General features: G+C 68.0%; 12 protein-coding genes. 6 read left to right on the top strand and 6 right to left on the bottom strand.

Annotated elements, in window-relative coordinates; translation table 11 throughout:
- Nucleotides 1-80: 80 nt before the first annotated feature.
- Both dnaE and rocF read right to left on the bottom strand, forming a co-directional pair.
- On the bottom strand, nucleotides 81-5,240 hold the full coding sequence (gene dnaE / locus TRAD_RS11715; protein ID WP_013178825.1) for a DNA polymerase III subunit alpha: 5,160 nt from the start codon (nucleotides 5,238-5,240) through the stop codon (nucleotides 81-83).
- A gap of 443 nt (nucleotides 5,241-5,683) precedes the next feature.
- On the bottom strand, nucleotides 5,684-6,586 hold the full coding sequence (gene rocF, locus TRAD_RS11705) for an arginase (RefSeq protein WP_013178824.1): 903 nt from the start codon (nucleotides 6,584-6,586) through the stop codon (nucleotides 5,684-5,686).
- A gap of 208 nt (nucleotides 6,587-6,794) precedes the next feature.
- On the opposite strand from rocF, the gene TRAD_RS11700 reads away from it, so the two are divergent.
- From TRAD_RS11700 to TRAD_RS11690, 3 genes are all read left to right on the top strand, one after another.
- The gene (locus TRAD_RS11700) at nucleotides 6,795-7,892 is read left to right on the top strand and encodes an ABC transporter ATP-binding protein (protein ID WP_013178823.1); all 1,098 of its coding nucleotides are present in this window, start codon (nucleotides 6,795-6,797) and stop codon (nucleotides 7,890-7,892) included.
- Nucleotides 7,893-8,463: 571 nt separating this feature from the next.
- Nucleotides 8,464-10,296, top strand: a complete 1,833-nt coding sequence (locus tag TRAD_RS11695) for an ABC transporter ATP-binding protein (RefSeq protein WP_013178822.1) — start codon at nucleotides 8,464-8,466, stop codon at nucleotides 10,294-10,296.
- 3 nt (nucleotides 10,297-10,299) lie between these two features.
- Nucleotides 10,300-12,126, top strand: coding sequence for an ABC transporter ATP-binding protein (locus tag TRAD_RS11690; protein ID WP_013178821.1), 1,827 nt, complete (start codon nucleotides 10,300-10,302; stop codon nucleotides 12,124-12,126).
- Here TRAD_RS11690 and TRAD_RS11685 read toward each other — a convergent pair.
- Together TRAD_RS11685 and TRAD_RS11680 are read right to left on the bottom strand one after the other, a co-directional pair.
- Nucleotides 12,108-12,353, bottom strand: coding sequence for an ADP-ribosylglycohydrolase family protein (locus tag TRAD_RS11685; protein ID WP_013178820.1), 246 nt, complete (start codon nucleotides 12,351-12,353; stop codon nucleotides 12,108-12,110). The two genes, TRAD_RS11690 and TRAD_RS11685, sit on opposite strands and share 19 nt — an antisense overlap.
- 228 nt (nucleotides 12,354-12,581) lie before the next feature.
- The gene (locus TRAD_RS11680) at nucleotides 12,582-14,375 is read right to left on the bottom strand and encodes an FAD-dependent oxidoreductase (protein WP_013178819.1); all 1,794 of its coding nucleotides are present in this window, start codon (nucleotides 14,373-14,375) and stop codon (nucleotides 12,582-12,584) included.
- Between the two features lie 104 nt (nucleotides 14,376-14,479).
- Between TRAD_RS11680 and TRAD_RS11675 the strand changes: the two genes are divergently transcribed.
- A complete protein-coding gene (locus TRAD_RS11675) occupies nucleotides 14,480-15,601 on the top strand; it encodes a protease complex subunit PrcB family protein (protein ID WP_013178818.1) in 1,122 nt (373 codons plus the stop codon).
- 295 nt (nucleotides 15,602-15,896) lie between these two features.
- Nucleotides 15,897-16,613: an aquaporin gene (locus TRAD_RS11670; protein WP_013178817.1), complete on the top strand. Its 717-nt coding sequence runs from the start codon at nucleotides 15,897-15,899 to the stop codon at nucleotides 16,611-16,613.
- A gap of 32 nt (nucleotides 16,614-16,645) precedes the next feature.
- Here the strand turns inward: TRAD_RS11670 and TRAD_RS11665 are convergent, their stop codons facing one another.
- Both TRAD_RS11665 and TRAD_RS11660 read right to left on the bottom strand, forming a co-directional pair.
- Entirely contained in the window at nucleotides 16,646-17,863 is a 1,218-nt protein-coding gene (locus TRAD_RS11665) for an ABC transporter permease subunit (RefSeq protein WP_013178816.1), read from the bottom strand.
- Nucleotides 17,860-18,621, bottom strand: a complete 762-nt coding sequence (locus tag TRAD_RS11660) for an ABC transporter ATP-binding protein (protein WP_013178815.1) — start codon at nucleotides 18,619-18,621, stop codon at nucleotides 17,860-17,862. Before TRAD_RS11660 ends, TRAD_RS11665 begins: the two co-directional genes overlap by 4 nt.
- Nucleotides 18,622-19,302: 681 nt before the next feature.
- Here TRAD_RS11660 and TRAD_RS11655 point away from each other — a divergent pair.
- On the top strand, nucleotides 19,303-20,082 hold the full coding sequence (locus TRAD_RS11655; protein ID WP_041947275.1) for an alpha-hydroxy-acid oxidizing protein: 780 nt from the start codon (nucleotides 19,303-19,305) through the stop codon (nucleotides 20,080-20,082).
- Nucleotides 20,083-20,085 lie beyond the last annotated feature (3 nt).

The following is a 20,085-nucleotide window of genomic DNA, read 5'->3' as shown; positions in this document are numbered from 1 at the left end:
CAGTCGCGGGGTTGTGGCCCGTGGCGCGTGGGGGCTACGGATACGGACACGCAGCGCGCCCCAGGCTCGACACCGGACCCCTAAAAGGGCACCTCGGCGGGGCGGAACGCCGCCTCCTGGGGTTTGCCGAAGCGCCCCCGGTTGGCTGCCGCCCGCAGGAGCCCGTCGCGGTCTAACGTCACGTCCGCGCGGAGCCAGGGGCAGGTGTGCTCGAGCTCCTTAAGGCGCGCGCTGTCGATGCGTAGCCCCTCGGTCTGATAGGTCGCGGTGCCCCACGGGGCGCGCACCTTGAGCTGCAAAGGGGTGGTGCCCGCAAGCTCGTCGACGCGGCTGCGAAAGTCGGTCAGGAGCGGCTCGTCGACCTCGCTGAGGTCGAACGTGACGACCGCGACCTCGGGGAGGTTTTCCCGCATGTCCCAGCGGATGAGTTTGTCGACCATCAGCCGCAGCGTCCCCTCGCGTTCGGAGACCTCGACCACGAGCACCACGGGCGCGTCCTCCCGGAGCTTGTCGGCGACCTCCTCGTAGGTGCGCCCGAAAGCGACCACCTCCTTGCTGCCGGTCTCGTCGGTGAGGTCGAAAAACGCCATCATGTTGCCCGAACGCGCGGCCTTTTTGACGACGTTTTGCATGATGCCCGCGAGCACCAGGCGCTGCCGCGTCTCCCCCCGCGAGGCGGCGACGAGCTCCCGGTAGCACGCCTCGAGCCCCGCGACCGTGCAGCTCGCCGCGTGCGCGAGCCCCGGGTACGAGTTCATGGGGTGGTCGGAGATGTAGAGCCCCAGCGCCTCCTTTTCAAAGCGCAGCAGCTCGAGGGTGCTGTAGGGCTTTTCGACCTTGACCTCGGGCGGTTTGACCTCCTCGGCGCCGAAGAGCGACAGCTGCCCGGCCGCCGCCTGCTCGCGCTGCGCCGCACCCCACTTCATGGCGCTCTCTAAGTTGGCGAGCATCGCGCTGCGGTCGCCGAGTTTGTCGAACGCCCCCGCTTTGACGAGGTGCTCCAACGCGCGCTTGTTGACGAGGCTCGAGTCGACCCGTTTGCAGAAGTCGAAGAGGTCTTTAAAAGGTCCCGCTTTGCGCACCTCCAAGATGTGCTCGACCGCCCCGTCGCCGACGTTTTTGATCCCGTAGAGCCCGAAGCGCACGACCTCGCCGACCGGTGTAAAGTCGCTCCGCGACTCGTTGATGTCGGGGGGCAGGACCTGCACGCCCAACTTGCGCGCGTCGGTAACGTACTGCGCGACCTTGTCCGAGTCGCCGCGTTCGACGGTGAGGAGCGCAGCGGTGAACTCGACCGGGTAGTGCGCCTTTAAGTAGGCAGTCTGGTAAGAGAGCGCGCCGTAGGCGGCCGAGTGCGAGTTGTGCACGATGAGGTCACCCGCGACGAAGTTGTGCGTGCCCTCGACGGTGAGGTCGTAGGTCATCGCTTCGCCTGCAGGTTCGATGCGCTCGACGCGCTCCCAGAAGAGGTCCTCACTGCACGCGCGCAGAAGCTTTTCGGAGCCGAAAAACGCGGCGAGCTTGCCGATGGTGGCGCGCCGAAACCCCTTTTTGTGCGCCCCCAAAGAGCTGTAGAACTCCTTTGTACAGACCCCGCTCCGCGCTTCAATCTCACGCCAGGTCAAGCCGCTTTCGCGCTGCGCCTCCTGCACCCACGTTTTGACCTCCGGGGGTAACGTGTCGACGCTTTCACACGCTGGCGGGGTGCGCTTGAGCACCTCGCGCAAGCAGGCGAGCTGCGCCTCTTTACCGACGATGTGTGGGGCGAGGTGCTCCAAAAACGCCTCGACGCTGCGCCGCCCGACGACGTGTACGGTGTAGCCTACGCGGCCCTCTTTATAGGCGAAGTGCTTTTGGGTCACGCGGCTGACCACGCCCAAGCGCAACAGAAGGTGCTGCAGCTGCGTGGCGAGCTTTTTCGAGGCGGTCGCTGCGTAAGGTGTGACGTTGCCGTTGCCGGCCACGAAGCCGTCTCCCGACCAGTAACGTCCCAGGAGGATGGCGAGGCAGCTGTTGGTGAGCGAAAAGACGGCTTTAGGAAAGTGCTTCTCTGAAGCGCTTTGCCCCACGACCCCGAGCGACTCGAGCCACAACCGTGCGCCAGAGCGGCCCCCGCTGGAGGCGCCACGCCGCCCCGTACCCAGATAGACGTCGTAGGTGTTCTGGCGCTCCGGCCGACGCGTGACGGTCGGGCAGGTGTTGCTGAAGCGCTGCGCCGCTGCCACCATGTCGGCGACCGCCTGGTCGTCTTGGCTGTAGAGGTAGACCCCACAAGGGTGGCACGTGTTGCCCTCGGAGAGCGTCCAACCGAGCAGCACGAGCTGATGCGGCTCCCAACGCTCGGTGCCCTGCACGGGCAGCTTCGCCGGTGAAGCGATACGGTCGCCGACGCGGAGATCTTTGAGGTCTTTCCAGCCGTCGAGCGTCAAAAAGGGGTGGTTGCCGGTCGCCGTGATGCGCTTGCCGAGCGACGTCACGAGCGTCCAAACCGGTTTGACGCCGTTTTCGAGCGTCTCCGCAACGGGCGCCCGAACCAGCTCGAGCGCCGACACGCTGACGACTGTGGGGCGCAACCCGGCCTCGTGAAGCTCTCTTATCGTTACGAGTTCGCCCGTTTCTGCGTTTGGAATGAGCGTGTCGCCCACCAAGCACTTGTTAAAGCCGTAGTTGGCGAACTTCTCTAAAAGGTCGAAAATGGCGCTCGCCTCGGCCGCCGGGATGCCCTTTTTGGCCGCGCCCGCGAGGAACACCTCGCGCTGCTTAAGCATCTCCTCGACCTTTTTCTTCCCCATCGCGCGGCGCAAGAGGTCCGCTTCGCCCAAGGTGTAGCCGGCGACCGCCTGGGCGATCTGCATGATCTGCTCCTGGTAGACCGGGATGCCGTAGGTCTCCTCCAAGATGGGGGCCAAATACTCGCCCGCGACGGGGAACTGGGCGGTGTAGTCGACCTCCTCGAGCCCGTGGTGGCGCCGGATATAGGTCGGGATGTTTTCCATCGGGCCGGGGCGGTAGAGCGCGGAGACGGCGATCAGGTCCTGGATCCGGTTGGGACGGAGCTTTTTAAGCGTGTCGACCATCCCTGGCGACTCGAACTGAAACACCCCCGCCGCCTCGCCGCGCGAGAGCAGCTCAAAGGTCTTCGGGTCGCCCTGGGGGAAGGCGTCGGGATCCAAGGTGACGCCGCGCGACTCCTCGATGATGCGCACCGCCGTCTCGATAAAGGTGAGCGTGCGCAGCCCCAAAAAGTCCATCTTGAGAAAGCCCAGCTCCTCGACCGAACCCATGTCGTACTGGCAGACGATCGGGCCGTCGCCGCTGCGAAAGACCGGCGCGAGCTCCTGGATGGGCTCGCGCGCGATGATCACGCCCGCGGCGTGGACCGAGGCGTGGCGCGTCAAACCCTCTAGGGTCATGGCGACGTCCATGAACTCCTTGGCGCCCCCCTCGTAGAGGGTGCGGATCTCGGAAACCTCTTCGAGCGCCTTTTTGATGGGGGTCGAACGTCCGAAGACGACGGGGATAAGTTTAGAGACGGCGTCGGCGTCGGCGTAGGGGACCTCGAGCACCCTGGCGGCGTCGCGCACGGCCGCTTTGGAGGCCATCGTCCCAAACGTGGCGATCTGCGCGACTTTCTCCTCGCCGTACTTGCGCCGGACGTAATCGACGACCTCCATGCGCCGCGCGTCGGAGAAGTCGACGTCGAAGTCGGGCATCGAGACGCGGTCGGGGTTCAAAAAGCGCTCGAAGAGCAGGTCGAACGCCAAGGGGTCGATGTCGGTGATGCGCGTCGCGTACGCCACGAGGCTCCCCGCCCCCGACCCGCGCCCCGGTCCGACCGCGATCCCCTGGCTTTTGGCCCAGTTGATAAAGTCGGCGACGATCAGAAAGTAGTCGGGGAAACCCATGGCGATGATCACGCCGAGCTCGTACTCGGCGCGCTCCAAGATGGTGAGCGCCTCCTCGCTCACCCCCCCTTGCGCCTTGAGCTTTTCGAGGTGCGCGTAAGAGACGTATTTGGTGCCCTCCTCGCGCGCCCGCCGCTGACACACCTCCCCGGCGGTGGCGAGGCCGCTCAGCACCTCTTCAAGCGTGTTTAGAGGCCCTAATTTGGGGGCTACCTCCGACAGGGCGAGGTAACGCCGGAGCAGCGCCTCGTCGATGACGGGGTAGCGCGCCAAAAGCCCCTCATAGGTCTGCACGCGGAGCTGTTCGGCGAGCGTGCGACCCGCCGGTACCGGCAGTTCGGGCATCTGATAGACCCGTTTGGAGCCGATGGGCAGCTCCACGTTGCACATCTCCGCCACCAAGACGCTATTCGAGAGCGCCCCCTCGTACTCGCTTTCGGGGATCGCCCGCGCCATCTCCTCGGGGGTTTTGACGTAGAACTCGTCGCAGGGAAAGCGGAAGCGGTTGGGGTCCGAGAGCGTCGTCTTGGTCTGAATGGCGAGGAGCGCCTCGTGCGCTTTGGCGTCCCCCTTCTTGACGTAGTGCCCGTCGTTGGTGGCGACCATGCCGAGGCCGTACTTGTGCGCGAGGCTTTTAAGCATCGGGTTGAGGCGCGTCTGCTGCTCGGTGAGTTCGCGCAGGCTTTCGGTCATCTCGCTCGGGTTTTCGGGGACGTGGTTTTGCAGCTCGATAAAGAAGTTGTCGCCGTAGATATCGAGGTACTGTTTGAGGATCTCCTCGCCCGCCTCTTCGCCCAAGTCGAGCAGGTACCTGGGGAGCTGCGCCCCCAAGCACCCCGAGAGGGCGATGACCCCTTCCGAGTACTCGCGCAGGAGCTCGTGGTCGACGCGCGGCTTCATGTAGAAGCCCTCGAGCCACCCCCGCGAGTTGAGCTTGCAGAGGTTTTGGTAGCCCTTAAAGTTTTTGGCGAGGAGCGTTAGGTGAAAGTAACCGCCGTCGAGCTTCGAGGCGCCGGCGGGGCGCCGTTTTTCAAAGCGGCTCCCCGCCGTGACGTAGGCCTCGAAACCGAGGATGGGTTTGACGCCAAACTTCTCCGCCGTTTTGTAAAACTCCACCGCGCCGTGCATGTTGCCGTGGTCGGTCATGGCGACCGTGGGGTTCTCCGGCGAGACCTCCTTGACCCACGCCATGAGGTCTTTGATCCGCGCCGCCCCGTCCAGGAGGCTGTACGCCGTGTGCTGGTGGAGGTGCGCGAACTTGACGGGTTGGCAAGCGCAGTCCGCACCGTGCGCGGGCGCCGCTAGGGGGGTGGAGCGTTCAGGAGCGTCGGCCATGTCCCTATGTTACCCCCCCATCTTCGGTGGGTTCGGGTGGGGGTCAGGCCGCCTTTTCGCCCTGGTGCGGCGCTCGAGGGCGGGGGGCGAGCCGCACAATAGCGGGCGCAGGGCCCGGAGCTTGGGGGGGTGAGGCGGGCGGCCTCGTTTTCGCCGCGAGGGCGCCCCTGCGCCGCGTGCGGGCGCTACCGAGGGCCTCGAGCCCAAAGACGGCGAGCGCCACCAGGGCGGCCCGCACCAAAACGGCCACTTCGGGGCTCATATGCGCCGCGCCGCTCTCGACGACGTGCCTTGCAAAGGGGAGCTGAGTGTCATAGCGACACTATACCTTAAATTTTAAGTGTGTTGGTAGCCTAAGCGCGCTCGTGGCGCGCAGCGTGTAGCGCGTGGCCTTCCCTGCGCGCCACGCGCTGCGCGCCGCACACGTGAGCCCTAGAGGAGCCCTAGAGGATCGCCTTACCCAGGAGGCTCGCGGCCATCTCCACGGTGATGCGGGCGGTCGCGTTGCGCACGTCCAAGATGGGGTTGACCTCGACGAGGTCGAGGCTCGTCACGACGTCGGCGTCCGCCAAGAGCTCCATCAAGAGGTGCGCCTCGCGGTAGCTGAGCCCCCCCGGCACCGGCGTGCCGACCCCCGGCGCGATGCTCGGGTCGAGGACGTCGGCGTCGAACGAAACGTGCAGCCGCGGCACGTGGGCGAGGTGCGCCAGGGCCTCCTCGGCGACCGGCGCGATCCCGCGCCGGTCAATCTCTTTCATCGTGTAGACGCGCAGCCCGCGTTCGCGAATCAAGCTGCGCTCGTCCGGGTCGACGCTGCGGAGCCCGATAAAGACGACGTCTTCGGGGCGAATGACGGCGCCGCCCCCCCAGATGCCCAAAAGCCGCGGGTCACCCTCCCCCAAAAGGTGGGCGACCGGCATCCCGTGGATGTTGCCGCTCGGGCTCGTGGCCGGGGTGTTGAGGTCGGCGTGGGCGTCGATCCACAAGAGCCCCGTGCGCCCGGCGCCCTCCGCAGCGTGGGCGACACCCGCAACGCTCCCCATCGACACCGAGTGATCGCCGCCTAAAACGATGGGGAACCCTCCGGGGAGTCCGCGCAGCCGCTCGTAAGCGGCGCGGCAGGCGGCCGCGATGGTGTCGGCGTAGAGGAGCCCGTTGGGCTCGGCCTCGGGGGTACCGCCCAAGGACTCGGCGACGGGCGACTCGACGTTGCCGTAGTCTTTGACCTCGTAGCCGAGGCGCCTTAAGGAGGCCTCGAGCCCCGCGAGCCGGATCGCCGAGGGGCCCATGTCGACGCCCCGTCGCCCCGCACCTAGATCCATCGGAATCCCCAGGATGCTGATCATGGCCTCAAGATAGCACGCGCGGCAAAAAGCGCGATCAGAACGGCAAAAATGGAACTTGATGCAGGGCTCAAGGGGGTTTATGCAGCCCGCCTTCGGCCCCGCGCGTCGCTTTACGCCCCCCCTGGCATGTGTTAAACTCTGCTCACACGGGTTACACCACCGCGCCTGGGACGGTTCGCGCCTGGGATGTCGCGCCACTGGAGGAGTTATGGCAGAGGTCGTGCTGGACAGCATCTACAAGCGTTACGGACCGGTCACGGTCGTCAAGGACTTTAACCTTCACATCAAGGATGAAGAGTTCATGGTCTTCGTCGGCCCGTCGGGGTGCGGCAAGACCACGACGCTCCGGATGATCGCCGGCCTCGAGGAGATCAGCGAGGGCACCTTGCGCATCGGCGACCGCGTCGTCAACGACGTGCCGCCCAAAGACCGCGACATCGCCATGGTCTTCCAGAACTACGCCCTGTACCCCCACATGAACGTCTACCAGAACATGTCGTTCGGGCTCCGGCTGCGCAAAACGCCCAAAGCGGAGATCGATCAGCGCGTACGCGAAGCGGCCAAGATCCTCCAGATCGAACACCTTTTAGAGCGCCGCCCGCGCGAGCTTTCGGGGGGGCAGCGGCAGCGCGTCGCGTTGGGTCGCGCCATCGTGCGTGAGCCGAAGGTCTTTTTGATGGACGAACCGCTGTCTAACCTCGACGCCAAGCTGCGCGTCGAGATGCGCGCCTCGATCACCAAGCTGCACCGCCGCTTGGGCGTTACGACCGTCTACGTTACCCACGACCAGGTCGAGGCGATGACCATGGGAACGCGCATCGTGGTGATGAAAGACGGGGTCATCCAACAGGTCGACTCGCCTATTAACCTCTACGAAAAGCCCATCAACAAGTTCGTGGGGGGCTTTATGGGTTCGCCCGCCATGAATTTCCTCGTCGGCACCGTGCAAGACGGTAAGATCACCTCGCAGAGCTTTAGCGTCCGCCCCGACCCCGAGCTGGCGCAGAAGCTGCAGCGCCACAACGGTCAAAAGGTCTACTTCGGGATCCGCCCCGAAGACTTGGGTCTGCGCGGCGTCGACGCCATCCCCGAACAGGACAACGTCATCAAGGCGACCGTCGAGGTGGTCGAGCCCTTGGGCGCCGAGACGCAGATCATCACCTCCGTCGACGGCGACCAGAGCTTGGTCGCGCGTATCGACGCGCACGCGCGCGTGAGCCCGGGTGACCAAGTGGAGCTGCTCGCTAACCCCAGCAAGATGCACGCTTTTGGCCTTGAAGACGAGATGAACATCCGCTTCGAGTAACGTAGCGCCGCCGAGACGTCACGCGACTCCTGAGCCCCGCGGGGCTCAGGAGTCGTCTGGTTGCCTATGGGGGTGCCGGCTGACGCGCCTTTGGGTGGCGACGGCCAAGTATCCCGGTGTTTAGGGGCGTCCCCTGTCAGGGGTTGTGAGCTGTCCGGTGGGGGTTGACAGACGCGGTGGCGCGCTGGCATGATACTTAATATTTAAGGTATCGGAGCGGCGCAGGGTTTCGTCGCCAGTCCCGACCCGCTTGGAGGGACCCCGCGCACCGACGAGGGGAGAGCTTCGTTGTCGACGGCGCGGCGGTTATGGGGTTGTGTTGCATGATGGGGTCGTGCCACTGTCTTTCGGTCACCACCATTTCTCGGTCAGACGAGCGGGGCATTGGGGCGGGCGTTAAGGAGGCCTGTGGTCTTGTCTACATCTGATCTTGTGCGAAAGGCGGGCGTTCGCCCGCTCCCCACTGTCGCCGAGGGGAGCGCGTATGAGCGACCACACATGCGACACAACCGCACTGTTGCAAGCGGTCTATGGGAGCGTAACAGCGTGCAAGGCACCCTGAGCACCCCCGATGGCCGTTAGCCCGCCCACCCGGGCGAGTCGCAGCGAGTTTAGCGTAGACCGCTACGCTTACGACCACCGCAGTCCGGTGCGTTGGGTGCTGTCGCACCTGGGGCGCTACAAGGGGCTCGTGGCGAGCTTTCTCGGTGCGGCGCTCCTCACCAACGTGCTCGTCTCGGCGGTGCCGCGCCTCACGGGGCTTGCGTTCGATGAGGTGCTCCGGGGTGACCCCAGCGCCCGCCGGTTGCTGCTCCTCGCCGCCGCTATCCTCGGCGCGGTGCTCGTGCGCGGGGCGGTAGACCTCGTCAACAGCTTCTCCATCGAGACCTTGGGGCAGCGCCTCGAGCGCGACGCCAGGGATGAGCTCTACGTCAGCCTGCTCGGTAAGAGCCAGACGTTTCACAACCGCCAGCGCGTCGGGGACCTCATGGCGCGGGCCAACGGCGACGTGCGGCAGCTCAACCCCATGATGAACCCCGGGGTGGCGCTCATCACCGAGGCGCTCTTTGGGCTCGTCGTGCCGCTTGTCTTCATCGCCTTTTTAGACCCCCGGCTGCTCCTTGCGCCGCTCCTTTTCGTCGTGGCGTTTGCGTTGGCGCTGCGCCACTACCTGCGGCAGCTGAGCCCCGTCTCGGCGGCCATGCGCACCGCGTTCGGCACCATGAACGCGGGGCTCAACGAGACGATCACCGGGATCGAGGTGGTCAAGGGGACGGCGCAGGAGGCGCAGGAAAAGGCGAAGTTCGCGCGTCACGCGTCCGCTTACCGCGACGCCTTCGTCGCGCAGGGGCGGGTGCAGGCGCGCTACTTGCCGCTGCTGCTGCTCGGCGTGGCGCTGACCGGCGCCTTCGCGCACGGCCTCGTGCTGCTCTCGCGCGCGCAGCTCACCACGGGCGAACTGGTCGCCTACATGGGGCTGATGGGGGCGCTGCGCTTCCCCGCCTTTATCTCCATCTTTACCTTTTCGCTCGTGCAGCTCGGGTTGGCGGGGGCGGCGCGCATCTTGGAGCTGATCCGCGAGGAGACCGAGCTCGATGAGAACGCGCTCGGCTACAGCGCCCCGATGCGCGGGGAGATCGTTTTCGACGGCGTGAGCTTCGCCTACGAGGCGGGGGAGCGGCCGAGCCTCCGCAACGTCTCCTTTCGCGCCGCACCGGGCGCGACGGTCGCCATCGTCGGGCAGACCGGTTCGGGCAAGAGCACCCTGACTAAGCTCATCAACCGCGCCTACGACGTCACCGCGGGGCGCATCCTGATCGACGGGGTCGACGTGCGCGCGTGGCAGTTGGGGGCGCTGCGCTCGCAGGTGTCGGTAATTGAGCAAGACGTGTTTTTGTTTTCGCGCACCATCGCCGAGAACATCGCCTTCGGGCTCGGCGAGCGGGCGACGAAACCGGCGGTCGTCGCGGCGGCCAAGGCGGCGCAAGCGCACGACTTCATCATGGGGTTTACCGACGGTTACGACACGGTGATCGGTGAGCGCGGGGTCACGCTCTCGGGGGGGCAGCGGCAGCGCCTCGCGATCGCCCGGGCGCTTTTAACCGACCCGCGCATCCTCATCCTGGACGACGCCACGAGCGCGGTCGACAGCGCTACCGAGGACGCGATCCAGCGGGCCATCGACAGGGTGCTAGAGGGGCGCACGACGCTGCTGATCACGCACCGCCTGTCGCAGATCCGGCGCGCCGACCTCATCGTGCTCTTGCATCAGGGCGAGGTCGTCGACCAGGGGACGCACGAGGCGCTGCTCGCGCGCAGCCGCCTCTACCGGCGCCTCTTCGCGCGCTACGACGACGAGCCTGCGTGCGCGCCGCACGGCGCGGCGCGCGTGGAGAGGGGGTAGCGCGTGGGCTTCGTGATGGACGGGCTCGAGGCCGAGGCCTACGACCGCTCCTACTCGGACGCGCAGCTGCTGCGCCGCATCCTCCGCTACTTCCGCCCTTTTGGACTCCTCATGCTCGTTGTCGCGCTGGCGATCGTGCTCACCGCCGCGCTCGACGCGGCGCTCCCTATTCTCATCGCGCGCGGCATCGATCAGCTCGCGCAAGAGGGTCGCGTCGCCCCGGGGGAGCTGTGGCGCCGCACGGGGTGGTTGCTGCTAGCCCTCCTCGCGGCGGGGATCTTGTCGTGGACGCTCAACTACCTCCGGCAGCGCCTTACAGCGCGGGTCGTCGGCGACGTCGTCTTCAACCTCCGCAAAGACGCTTTTGACGCCGTGATGGCGCGCGACATGTCCTTTTACGACGAGTTTTCCACCGGCAGGATCGTGTCGCGCGTAACCAACGACACGCAGGACTTCGCCACCGTCGTGACGCTGAGCTTAAACCTCATCAGCCAGCTTTTGCAGGTCGGCATCATCGTCGGGGTGCTGTTTGCCATCAACGCGCGCCTCGCGCTTATCGCGCTCGCCATCGCGCCCGCCATCGTCGCCGCGGCGCTCGGTTTTCGCCACGTCGCGCGCGTCACCACGCGGAGCGCGCGGCGCGTGCTCGCCGAGGTCAACGCCAACATCCAGGAATCTTTGACGGGGATCTCGGTCGCCAAGACCTTTCGCCAGGAGGGGGCCATCTACGGCGACTTCGGGCGTGTGAACGCGCAGGCGTACCGGCTCAACCTCCGCCAGGGGCTCGTGTTTAGCGCTATCTTTCCCCTGCTGGGCACCATCGCGGGGGTCGGGACGGCGCTCGTGGTCTATTTCGGCGGGCTCAGCGTGCTCGCCGGTGAGATCACCCCCGGCGCCTGGTTTTTGTTCGCCGAGAGCGTCGCGCTCTTCTGGTTTCCTCTCACTAGCGTCGCCTCGTTTTGGAGCCAGTTTCAGCTGGGGCTCTCGGCGAGCGAGCGCGTCTTCGCGCTTATCGACGCCGAGCCGCGCGTGGTGCAGCGCGCGCACGAGCCCGTGGCGCGGCTCGCGGGGCACATCGCGTTTCGCGGGGTGGACTTTCGCTACACCGCGCGGGAGCGGGTCCTGTGGGGTTTTGACCTCACCATTGGCGCGGGGGAGACGGTCGCGCTCGTCGGGCACACCGGCGCGGGCAAGTCGAGCCTCGGCAAGTTGGTAGCGCGCTTTTACGAGTTTCAGGGGGGCGAGCTGCTCATCGACGGGCGCGACATCCGCACGCTCGACCTCCGCAGCTATCGGCGGCACCTGGGCATCGTGCAGCAGACCCCCTTTCTCTTTAGCGGGACGGTGCGCGACAACATCCGCTACGGCGCCCAGGAGGCTTCAGACGAGGCGGTTCTGGCCGCCGCGCGCAGCATCGGCGGCGGCGACTGGTTGGACGCGCTGCCGCAGGGCCTGGATACCGACGTCGGCGAGGCGGGGCGGGGGATCTCGATGGGGCAGCGGCAGCTCGTGGCGCTCGCCCGGACGCTGCTGCAAGACCCGAGCATCCTGATCCTCGACGAGGCGACCGCGAGCGTCGACCCCCTGACCGAAGCGCAGATCCAAGAGGGGCTCGAGGTCGTCTTAAAGGGCCGCACCGCTCTGGTTATCGCCCACCGGCTCTCGACGGTTCGGCAAGCCGACCGCATCGTCGTGCTACGCCAGGGCGAGGTGATCGAGTCGGGTACGCACGCGGCGCTTTTAGAGCGCAACGGGCACTACGCCGAGCTGTACAACACCTACTTCCGGCACCAGTCGCCCTACTACGACCCTCAGGACCCTGCCTCCTGAGCTTCCGCCAGCGCCCGCGTCCAGAAGACCATCTCGTCGGTGTCATCGTCGTAGCGGGCGGCGGTAAAGCGGTAGCCGCCGACGTCGGGGGTGAGGTCGGGGAAGACGCGGGCCGCCTCGCTGAGCGTAGGGAAGCGCTGCTTGTCCTCGGGGCGGTTGGTGATGACGCCGTCTTTGGCGCCGACCACGACGACGGTGGCGGCGGCGTTCCAGCGGGAGTTCTCCATAGGGCCTCCTGAGCTAGCTTTTGGCAGCGGTGTGCCCGAACCGTGAGGGGCGCTCAGCCGCTCCCGTGCGTGCTAGACGCATTTGGTCGGTTGCGCACCGGACGCCACGCCTACCAGCGTATCCCCCCGCCAGAGCGCCAAGACCGTCTGCGCTTACGGTTGGCGGGTAGCATCCGGTTGCAGCTAGCGGGTAGCATCCGGTCGTCACCCGTGCAGCGCCGGTCGTGACTAATCGCGCGTCCCCCACTCAGCCAGGTGCGCGGCGAGCGCGTACGCCTCGCCTCGAGTCAGTACGCCGCTCGGCTCGAGGCCGCTTAAGACCTCCGCCCACCCCTCGCAGCGCCCCAGCGCGCAACCCGCCGCTTCGACCAAGCCCCCGGCGACCTCGGGCGTCAGGTGTTCGGGCAGCTCCGGAAACGCCGCCACGAGCGCCTCGCCGAGCCCCGCGTCCCCCCAGAAGCGCGCGCCGACGTTCGCGAGCAGGTAGAGAAAGCCGCGCGCGGGCATCGCCGCGTCGAGCTGGGGGTCGTTGTCGTAGCCGCCCAAGGCCAGACCGCGGCGGCGCAGGGTCCGATAGGCGCCGAAGTGCGGGTGCTCGGCGGGGCCGCTCGGGGCGCGCGCGCGCACCTCGGGGAGGTACGCACCCCGCTCCCGCAGGCGCGTGCGCACGCTCTGGATGAGCGCCTCGTCGTCGGCGTAGGCGTGCGCGCGCACGCCGCCCCGCGCGGCCTGCGCCGCCGCGACCCCGATCGCCTCGCCGAGCGCCATCCCGAAGGGCACCACCCGCGCCGAGGAGGCCGCCAGCGGGTCGTAACCGGCGGTTTTACCGGCGATCCAGAGGTCATCCACCCCTTCGGGGAGCGCCACGCAGAGCTGCGCGCCGTAGACCTCGGGCACCCCGTAGACGAAACCGTTGTCCGCTGGGGTCAAGCTCTGCACGTCGAGCGGGTAGCTCCCGGCCGCGACGTCGCGCTCGGTGACGACGTTGTCGAGCACGTCGTCGACCGAAAGGGTGCAGCGCGCGCGGAAGTGCCGCGTCTCGCGCACGTAGAGCGTCTCGGCGACGCCGCCGTAGGTCGCCCCCTCGAGCCCCGGCAGCGCGCGCAAGTAGGCGACGATGCGCGGCGCCTCCCGCTCGGCCCGCGCCCGCCCCGCGGCGCGGCTCGCTGGGTCGAAGGGGTCGACGCCGTAAACGAGCAGCGCGTTGACCAGCACCGATCCGTCCGCCTGCCGCCCCAGGTTGAGGCCGCGCAGCCGCACCCCTTCCTCCTGCGCTTCGTAGGCCGCCGGGAAGCCGCCGAAGTGCCCCCAGGCGGCGTAAGCGTCGGCTTCGGCGTAGGCGGGGCCGCGCTCCCGCACGCTTTGCTGCAGCCTCCGCCAGTCGACGCCCGTCATGCGGAAAACGAGCGTGTCGGCCATGCGCGCCTCTAGGCCGAGCGAGGCGAAGCCCAGCGTGTAGGGGGCGCCCGCGGCGGCGGCGAGGTCGCCTTCGGGGGTGGCGTCGACGACCTGGTGCGCGTGAACCGTCCAGGCGCCCACCTGAACGCCCGTCACGCGCCCGTCCTCGCTCAGCACGCGCGGGCTCGGCGCGCCTCGCACGACCTCGACGCCGGCGTCGGCGAGCATCGCCTCAAACGCGGCTTCGGCCTCCCGCACGTCGAACGCCGAGGCGCGCCCCACCCGGTGCCACCACCTCTCGAAAAGCCCGCGTTGCAAAAGCGTCGGCGAGGTGCGCAGGTCGAGCGAGTTCATCTCGCCGGTGACGAAAAGGCCGCCGACGCGCGCGGCTTCGGTCACCAGGAGCGTCCGCGCGCCCTCCTCGGCGGCGGCGACGGCCGCGATGATCCCCTCGGGCTCGCTGCCGACGACCAGGACGTCGACCGCGGAGGGTAGGGGCGTGGGGGCAGCGGCGCAGAGGGGCGCGAGGGCGAAGCAGACGAAAGCGGCGAGCAGCCCGCCGACGAGCGAAGTGGGGCGCGCGCGCCCGCGTCGCACGCCCCGGAGCGTCCGGTGAGGTGGCATAGGCCAATCTAACAGAAGGGCCGGGCGCAGGGGCGGGCTTAGGAGCCGTGAAGCGGCCCCCCGCGACTCCTCAACCCCTCAGCGAAAGGTGCTAGAGTCTCCCTATGACACGCAAAGTCCTCCTGACGCTGGCCGCGCCCCTCGCGCTCGCGGGGTGCCTGCCCGCTTTTCAGCCGGGCGCGCCGGTGCTGCACGACATCTCGCTCTTTAGCGCCGAGGGCGGGGTGCTCTACGGCTACGTCTACGGCGAAGGGACCGAGCTCGAGGTCGGCGGGCGCACGCTCGAGCTCACCGCCGGCACCGCCGACGACCCGCTCGCCGTTCCGGGGGCACTCCTCGTGGGCGGTGAACCCTACCTGAGCCAGAGCCTGCCGCCCCTTGAGCCCTTCCCCTTTACCGCGACGCGCGCGCCCTTTTCGTCGGACCTGGTGATCAGTGTGAGCCGCGACCTCTCGGGGGCGCTCTACTACGACGGCGAAAGGTGGTTTACCCTGCTCGGAGAGGCGCGCGCGGGCTACCGCTCCCGCGTGGTGCCGCGCACGCGTTTGGGGGGGCTCTACGGGCTAGGCGAGCTGACCCGTGAGGAGGCGGCGGTGTTCGAGGCGGCGCTCGCCGCGCGCGGCCCCCTGGTGGTGGCCGCGCTGGACGAAGCGGGAGCCCGCACGCGGCAGATCGGCGGTTTGGGCGGCTACCGCAACACCGTCTTGGCGGTGCAAGAGGGCGTCGCGGTGGCGAGCGTCCCCGAAGCCGCGGACAGCGCCGAGGACGAAGGTGCAGGTGAGGACGTGGACAAGGGTCAGCAGGCGCTCTCCTGGGAGGTTTTGGCGAGCGGTTCGCAGGCGGCCGGCGGCGACGGGGTGACGCTCGAGGTCGCGACCAGCCAGAGCGAGTTTGAGGGGCTCTGGCGGCGCGCCTACGGCAACCTGACGAGCCCGCCACCCCTGCCGCAGGTCGACTTCAGCCAGGGGGGCGTGGCGGCAGCGTTTCTCGGCACCCGCCCTACGGGCGGCTACAGCGTGGACGTGCGGGCGGTGCGCGAAGAGGGGTCGGCGGTGGTCGTCGAGCTCGTCATCACCGAACCCGCGCCGGGCGCGCTCACGACCCAGGCGCTCACCCACCCCTGGGTGATGGTGGCGATTCGCGGCGCTGAGCTCGGCGAGGTGTGGTTTAGGGATGCGGCGAGCGGGGCGCTGCTAGGCGTTGCGCGAGCTTTGGGGGGCAAGTAGGGCGTTCGGGGCGCCACGGGTTCGCGCTCGAGCGCCCGCCGGGCGTAACGAGGGGGACGTGTTGAAAGTAAGTGTTATCAGCATGTCCCTGCAGCGAGTACCTGCATAAAGTACCTAAGCATAGGGATTTTGTTACCTAGCGTGCTGTAGCTTACGTTGCTACGCTGTTGCGGGGCACACGCGACCTAGAGGCGTTCGCGGCGGGGTCGAACGCAGCGGCGCCGTCGTGCGGGGCTGGGTGCCGGGAGGCGGTCGGCTCCGGCTGTGCTCAAAGCTCTTCTCGAGGAGGCTCCCCTTGTTAGGCACGCTGCAGGAAGATCCGAAGCGCTTCACGCGCAGCCTCACGGCTGAACTCGTCGGTACGTGTCTGCTCCTACTCGCCGCGCTCTTCGCCCCGCCGAACCTGACCTTCGTCGGCGTCGGCCTCGCGCTCATGGTCCTGGTCGCGGCTATCGGCAAGATTTCGGGGTCGCACGTCAACCCGGCCGTGACGGTAAGCCTCATGGTGGCGCGGCAGATCCGGATCGTCGACGGGCTTTTCTACATGGTTGCGCAGACGCTCGGCGCGATTCTCGCCGTGGCCGTGGCGCGCGGGCTCGGTCACCGCGTCCCCCCCATCGAGGCGACCGGCGCCGTCTTTTGGTTTGAACTGCTGGGGACCTTTGTGCTCGCCTTTGTCGTCGCGCAGGTGGTGGTGAAAAACGTCGCCGAAGCGGGGAGCGCGCTCTCGATCGGTGGCGCCCTGGCACTCGGGGTGCTCATCGCGGGTGGCGCTAGCGGCGGCGTCCTCAACCCCGCCTTTGCCGTCGCCCTCACCGCCGCCCAGGTGATCGAGCGCGCGTTTGCCGCCTACCTCATCGCGCCGCTTCTTGCCGGCGTGCTCGGGGGAGCGTTGGCGGCCTTTTTGGGCCAGGGCGACGCGCCCGAAGCCCCCGACGAGGGCGACGAGGGCGAGAGCGACGCGGGGCGCAACGTCGTCGTGACGGGGCGGGGCGTCAGCGCGCCCCGCTAAGCTGAGGTGTTGGGCCGCGGCGCAGAGGGCGTCTAGGTGCGAAACAACACCCTTTCGCGGCGGAAGTTGAGGAGCGCAAAACCCAAGAGCAGGGCGGTCGTCAGCAAGCTCGAGCCCCAGGCCAGCGCGAGCGCGCTCGCGCTGGCGCCCCCCGTGACCAGCTCGTCCATTAAGAGCAGCGTGCCGAGCGCGGGCACCGCGTAGAAGGCGGTGCCTAGCTCGAAAAAGTCGGCGAACTGCAGCACCACGACCGGCAGGATGAGAACGAGTGAGAGCGGCCCGACGTAGGCCTGCGCCTCCTTGTACGAGCGGGCGAAGAGGGTGACGGCCATGAGGAGCGCCGCCACGAGCGCGGCTAAGAGCAAGCTGCTGACGAGCAGCGCCCCCACCGAAGCGCCCTCTAGCGTCAACGAGCCCCCCATCGCGGTCGCCAGCTCCCGCCCCTCGCTGCCTAGGCGCCCCATAAAGAGCAGGCCCAGCACAAAGCTGCTAAATAGAAGCCCCAACACGGCCATCACCGCCGCCGAGAGGCCGAAGAGCAGCGTCGCGACAAACTTACCGACCACCACCTCTACGCGCCGGATGGGGGAGACGAGAAGGACCTCGAGGGTGCCGCGCTCTTTCTCCCCGGCGGTCGCGTCGATCGCCGTCATCTGTCCCCCCATAAGGGTCCAGAGCATGATGAAAAAGGGGACGAGCCAGCTAAAGGCGCCCGCTCGCTCGGCGGGGGTCGAGGCGTCTACGGTGCGTAGCGCCACGGGTTCTAACACCGCGGGGTCGAGCCCCGCCGCGCGGAGCCGCACTTCGACGAGCTCGTCGCGCACGTCGACCACGGCCCCCTCCAAGCGGCCACTCAGCAGGTCGCTCTGCAGCCCCGACTTGCGGACGAGCTCGAGCTGCGCGTCGCCTCGCGTCAGGGCCACGTCAAACGCCGCGGGAACGCGCAAGCCAGCGTTAAACCGACCCTCTCGCACCGCTGCGGCGACGTCATCGGTCGCAACGGGGGTAAGGTCGCGCGCTTCGAGAGCCCGCACGAAAGGTTCGGGCAGCCGCTCGAGGCCCTCTACGCCCACCTCGGCGACCTCGGCCGTTTCCCGCTCGAAAAGCCCGCCCAAAAGGAGCGGCAGCCCGAGCATAAGGGCTGGCAGCAGAAAAAAGGGGATGAGCAGGTTTGAGAGGATCGCCCGCCGGTCGCGCAGGGTCGAGAGGATCTCCTTGTGGGCGACGAGCCAGGTGGGGCCTAGCCTCACGCGCGCACCCCCTGTGGGGCGGCCCTAAACCCAGCCGAACGCTCGACGAGGGTGAAAAAAGCGCCCTCGAGCCCACGCGCCCCCGCCGCTTCGGTGAGCGCTTGGGGTGTCCCCTGGGCGATGAGGCGCCCCTCGTAGAGGATCGCCACGCGGTCGCAGAGCTCCTCGACCTCGCTCATCACGTGCGTCGAGTAGACGACCGCCCGCGCGCCCTTGGGGTAGCTCTTGACGAAGTCGAGCACGCTGCGCCGCGCCAGGATGTCGAGGCCCGAGGTCGCTTCGTCGAAAAAGATCACCGGCGGGTCGTGCAGCACCGCCCGCGCGATGATGAGCTTCTGCTTCATCCCGGTCGAGAAGTCGCCGGTGCGCCGCTCGAGGATCCCCTTGAGGTTTAAGAGCGCGTCGAGCTCGTCGATGCGCGCGCCCACTTCGGCGCGGCTCAGGCCGTAGAGCCGCCCGAAGTAGGTCAGCACCTCCCGCCCCGTCAGGCGGTCGTAGAGCCCCATCCCCCCGTTGACGACGCCGATGGCGGCGCGCACCCGTTCGGCCTGACGCCGGACGTCGAAACCCGCGACGCGCGCCTCGCCGCGGCTCGGTTTGAGGAGCGTCGCCAGGATGCGCAGCGTCGTCGTCTTGCCGGCGCCGTTGGGGCCCAACAGACCGAAGACCTCGCCCGCGTGAACCGCGAACGAGAGGTCCTCGAGCGCCCGATGGGTGCCGAAGGTTTTGCCAAGACCGCTGACCTCGACTGTAGCCACAATCCCTCCTAGAAGACCCCCTCGGGGCGCGACGCGGGTGCAGGTTCGCCTCGGGGCGCAGCGCCGCTAGCGCCGCCACGGCCCGTGACCCCGTTTGCCAGTCGCTCCTGAGCACCCTTTCGGGTGTCGGCCGAAGCGGTCGAACCCCCCCTGATCGCCGGCAGCCCCTCCCTTTCCCCCTCGCTCCGCTCGGGTTCATCGCAAGATCAACCGGGACTCCCCTTCGCCACTTTACGCGACGCCGCGGTGAACCCCGTGAGGTGTCGGCCACCTCGCTGCGCTCCTGACGATCGGTGTAGCGCGCACCTCCGCCGCCCCCGAAAGGGGGCCTAGCGGTCGTGGGTGTGTCGCGGGCATCGTGGCTGCGACAAGCCGTAGCTGCGATGAACTGGTCGACGTGGCGCCTCTGGACCGGAGGTGGCTAACGGCTGAAGCGTTGGGGGGGCCGGTTCGGCTGCGCTGCGGGCGTCCCTGTACGGTTGAGGCGTGTCTAGGGCTTGGGCGTGTACGGTGGCAAAGGGGGTGCACACCGGTCTAACGACGCGAGGGGCCGCGCCACGCCGCGTCGCCGGTGTCGTCTCGGCTGCTACCCGCTTAAGGGGGACGTGCTCACATCCCGTTTCTCTCCTGAGCGCGGTGCTAACCGGACAGACCCGCCACAGCGTGCGCTATCATGGGCGCGTGCCGGACCACGACCTTCGAGCGCTCGAGAGCTACCAACTGCTCCCCAGACTGCTGCACGCCGTCGAGAACCCCGACACCAGCGTGCAGCTCCTCGGGCGAACCTTGACCGCGCCCATCCTGCCGCTTTTCGAGGCGCCCATCCCCACGACGCCAGACACGCTCGCGCTGCTCAGCGCCGACGCGGTCTTGGCGCAGCCCGATGGGCCGGTGGGGACCTCCTTCATACCGCTTTTAAAACCCGAAAAGATGGGGCACCTCATGCCCAAGGTGCGCGCGCTCGCCGCGCGCGGGGTGCCGGGTTTCGTGCTCGACATCGGCGCGCTCGCCGAGACGCCGCCCTACGGCCCGCTCGAGTGGCACCCGCGCACCCGCGAGGACCTAGCCGAGCTGCGCGCCGCCGCCGGGGTGCCGGTGTGGCTCTACGGCGTGAGCAGCGTCGCGGACGCCGAGACGGCGAGCGAGGCGGGGCTCGAGGGGATCGTGGTGCATACCGGAGCGGGGCTCTTTCTGGGCGCTCCGGCGACGGCGGAGGTGTTTCCGGAGATCTTCGACGCGGTCGCCGGCACCATCGCGGTCTACGCGGGGGGGGCGGTGCGGAGCGGCATCGACGTCTTTCGCTACCTCGCTCTCGGCGCCGAGGCGGTGGTGGTCGACTGCGACCGCGCGCTCCACAACCTGCGCGCCGAGCTCGCCTACGCGATGCGACTAACCGGCTGCGCAACCCTGGCCGATATCTCCTACGAGGCGATCTTCGCGCCGCTCTTTAGCGAGCTCTAAAAG

Source organism: Truepera radiovictrix DSM 17093 (assembly GCF_000092425.1).
In the GTDB taxonomy this organism is placed as follows: Bacteria; Deinococcota; Deinococci; order Deinococcales; family Trueperaceae; genus Truepera; species Truepera radiovictrix.
The sequence above is the reverse complement of the archived record's forward strand: the minus strand, read 5'-3'. Positions and strand labels throughout refer to the sequence as shown.

Coding starts and splice junctions, on each gene's coding strand:
- dnaE (WP_013178825.1), bottom strand. CDS start 5,240: ATGGCCGACGCTCCTGAACGCTCCACCCCCCTAGCGGCGCCCGCGCAC.
- rocF (WP_013178824.1), bottom strand. CDS start 6,586: ATGATCAGCATCCTGGGGATTCCGATGGATCTAGGTGCGGGGCGACGG.
- TRAD_RS11700 (WP_013178823.1), top strand. CDS start 6,795: ATGGCAGAGGTCGTGCTGGACAGCATCTACAAGCGTTACGGACCGGTC.
- TRAD_RS11695 (WP_013178822.1), top strand. CDS start 8,464: ATGGCCGTTAGCCCGCCCACCCGGGCGAGTCGCAGCGAGTTTAGCGTA.
- TRAD_RS11685 (WP_013178820.1), bottom strand. CDS start 12,353: ATGGAGAACTCCCGCTGGAACGCCGCCGCCACCGTCGTCGTGGTCGGC.
- TRAD_RS11680 (WP_013178819.1), bottom strand. CDS start 14,375: ATGCCACCTCACCGGACGCTCCGGGGCGTGCGACGCGGGCGCGCGCGC.
- TRAD_RS11675 (WP_013178818.1), top strand. CDS start 14,480: ATGACACGCAAAGTCCTCCTGACGCTGGCCGCGCCCCTCGCGCTCGCG.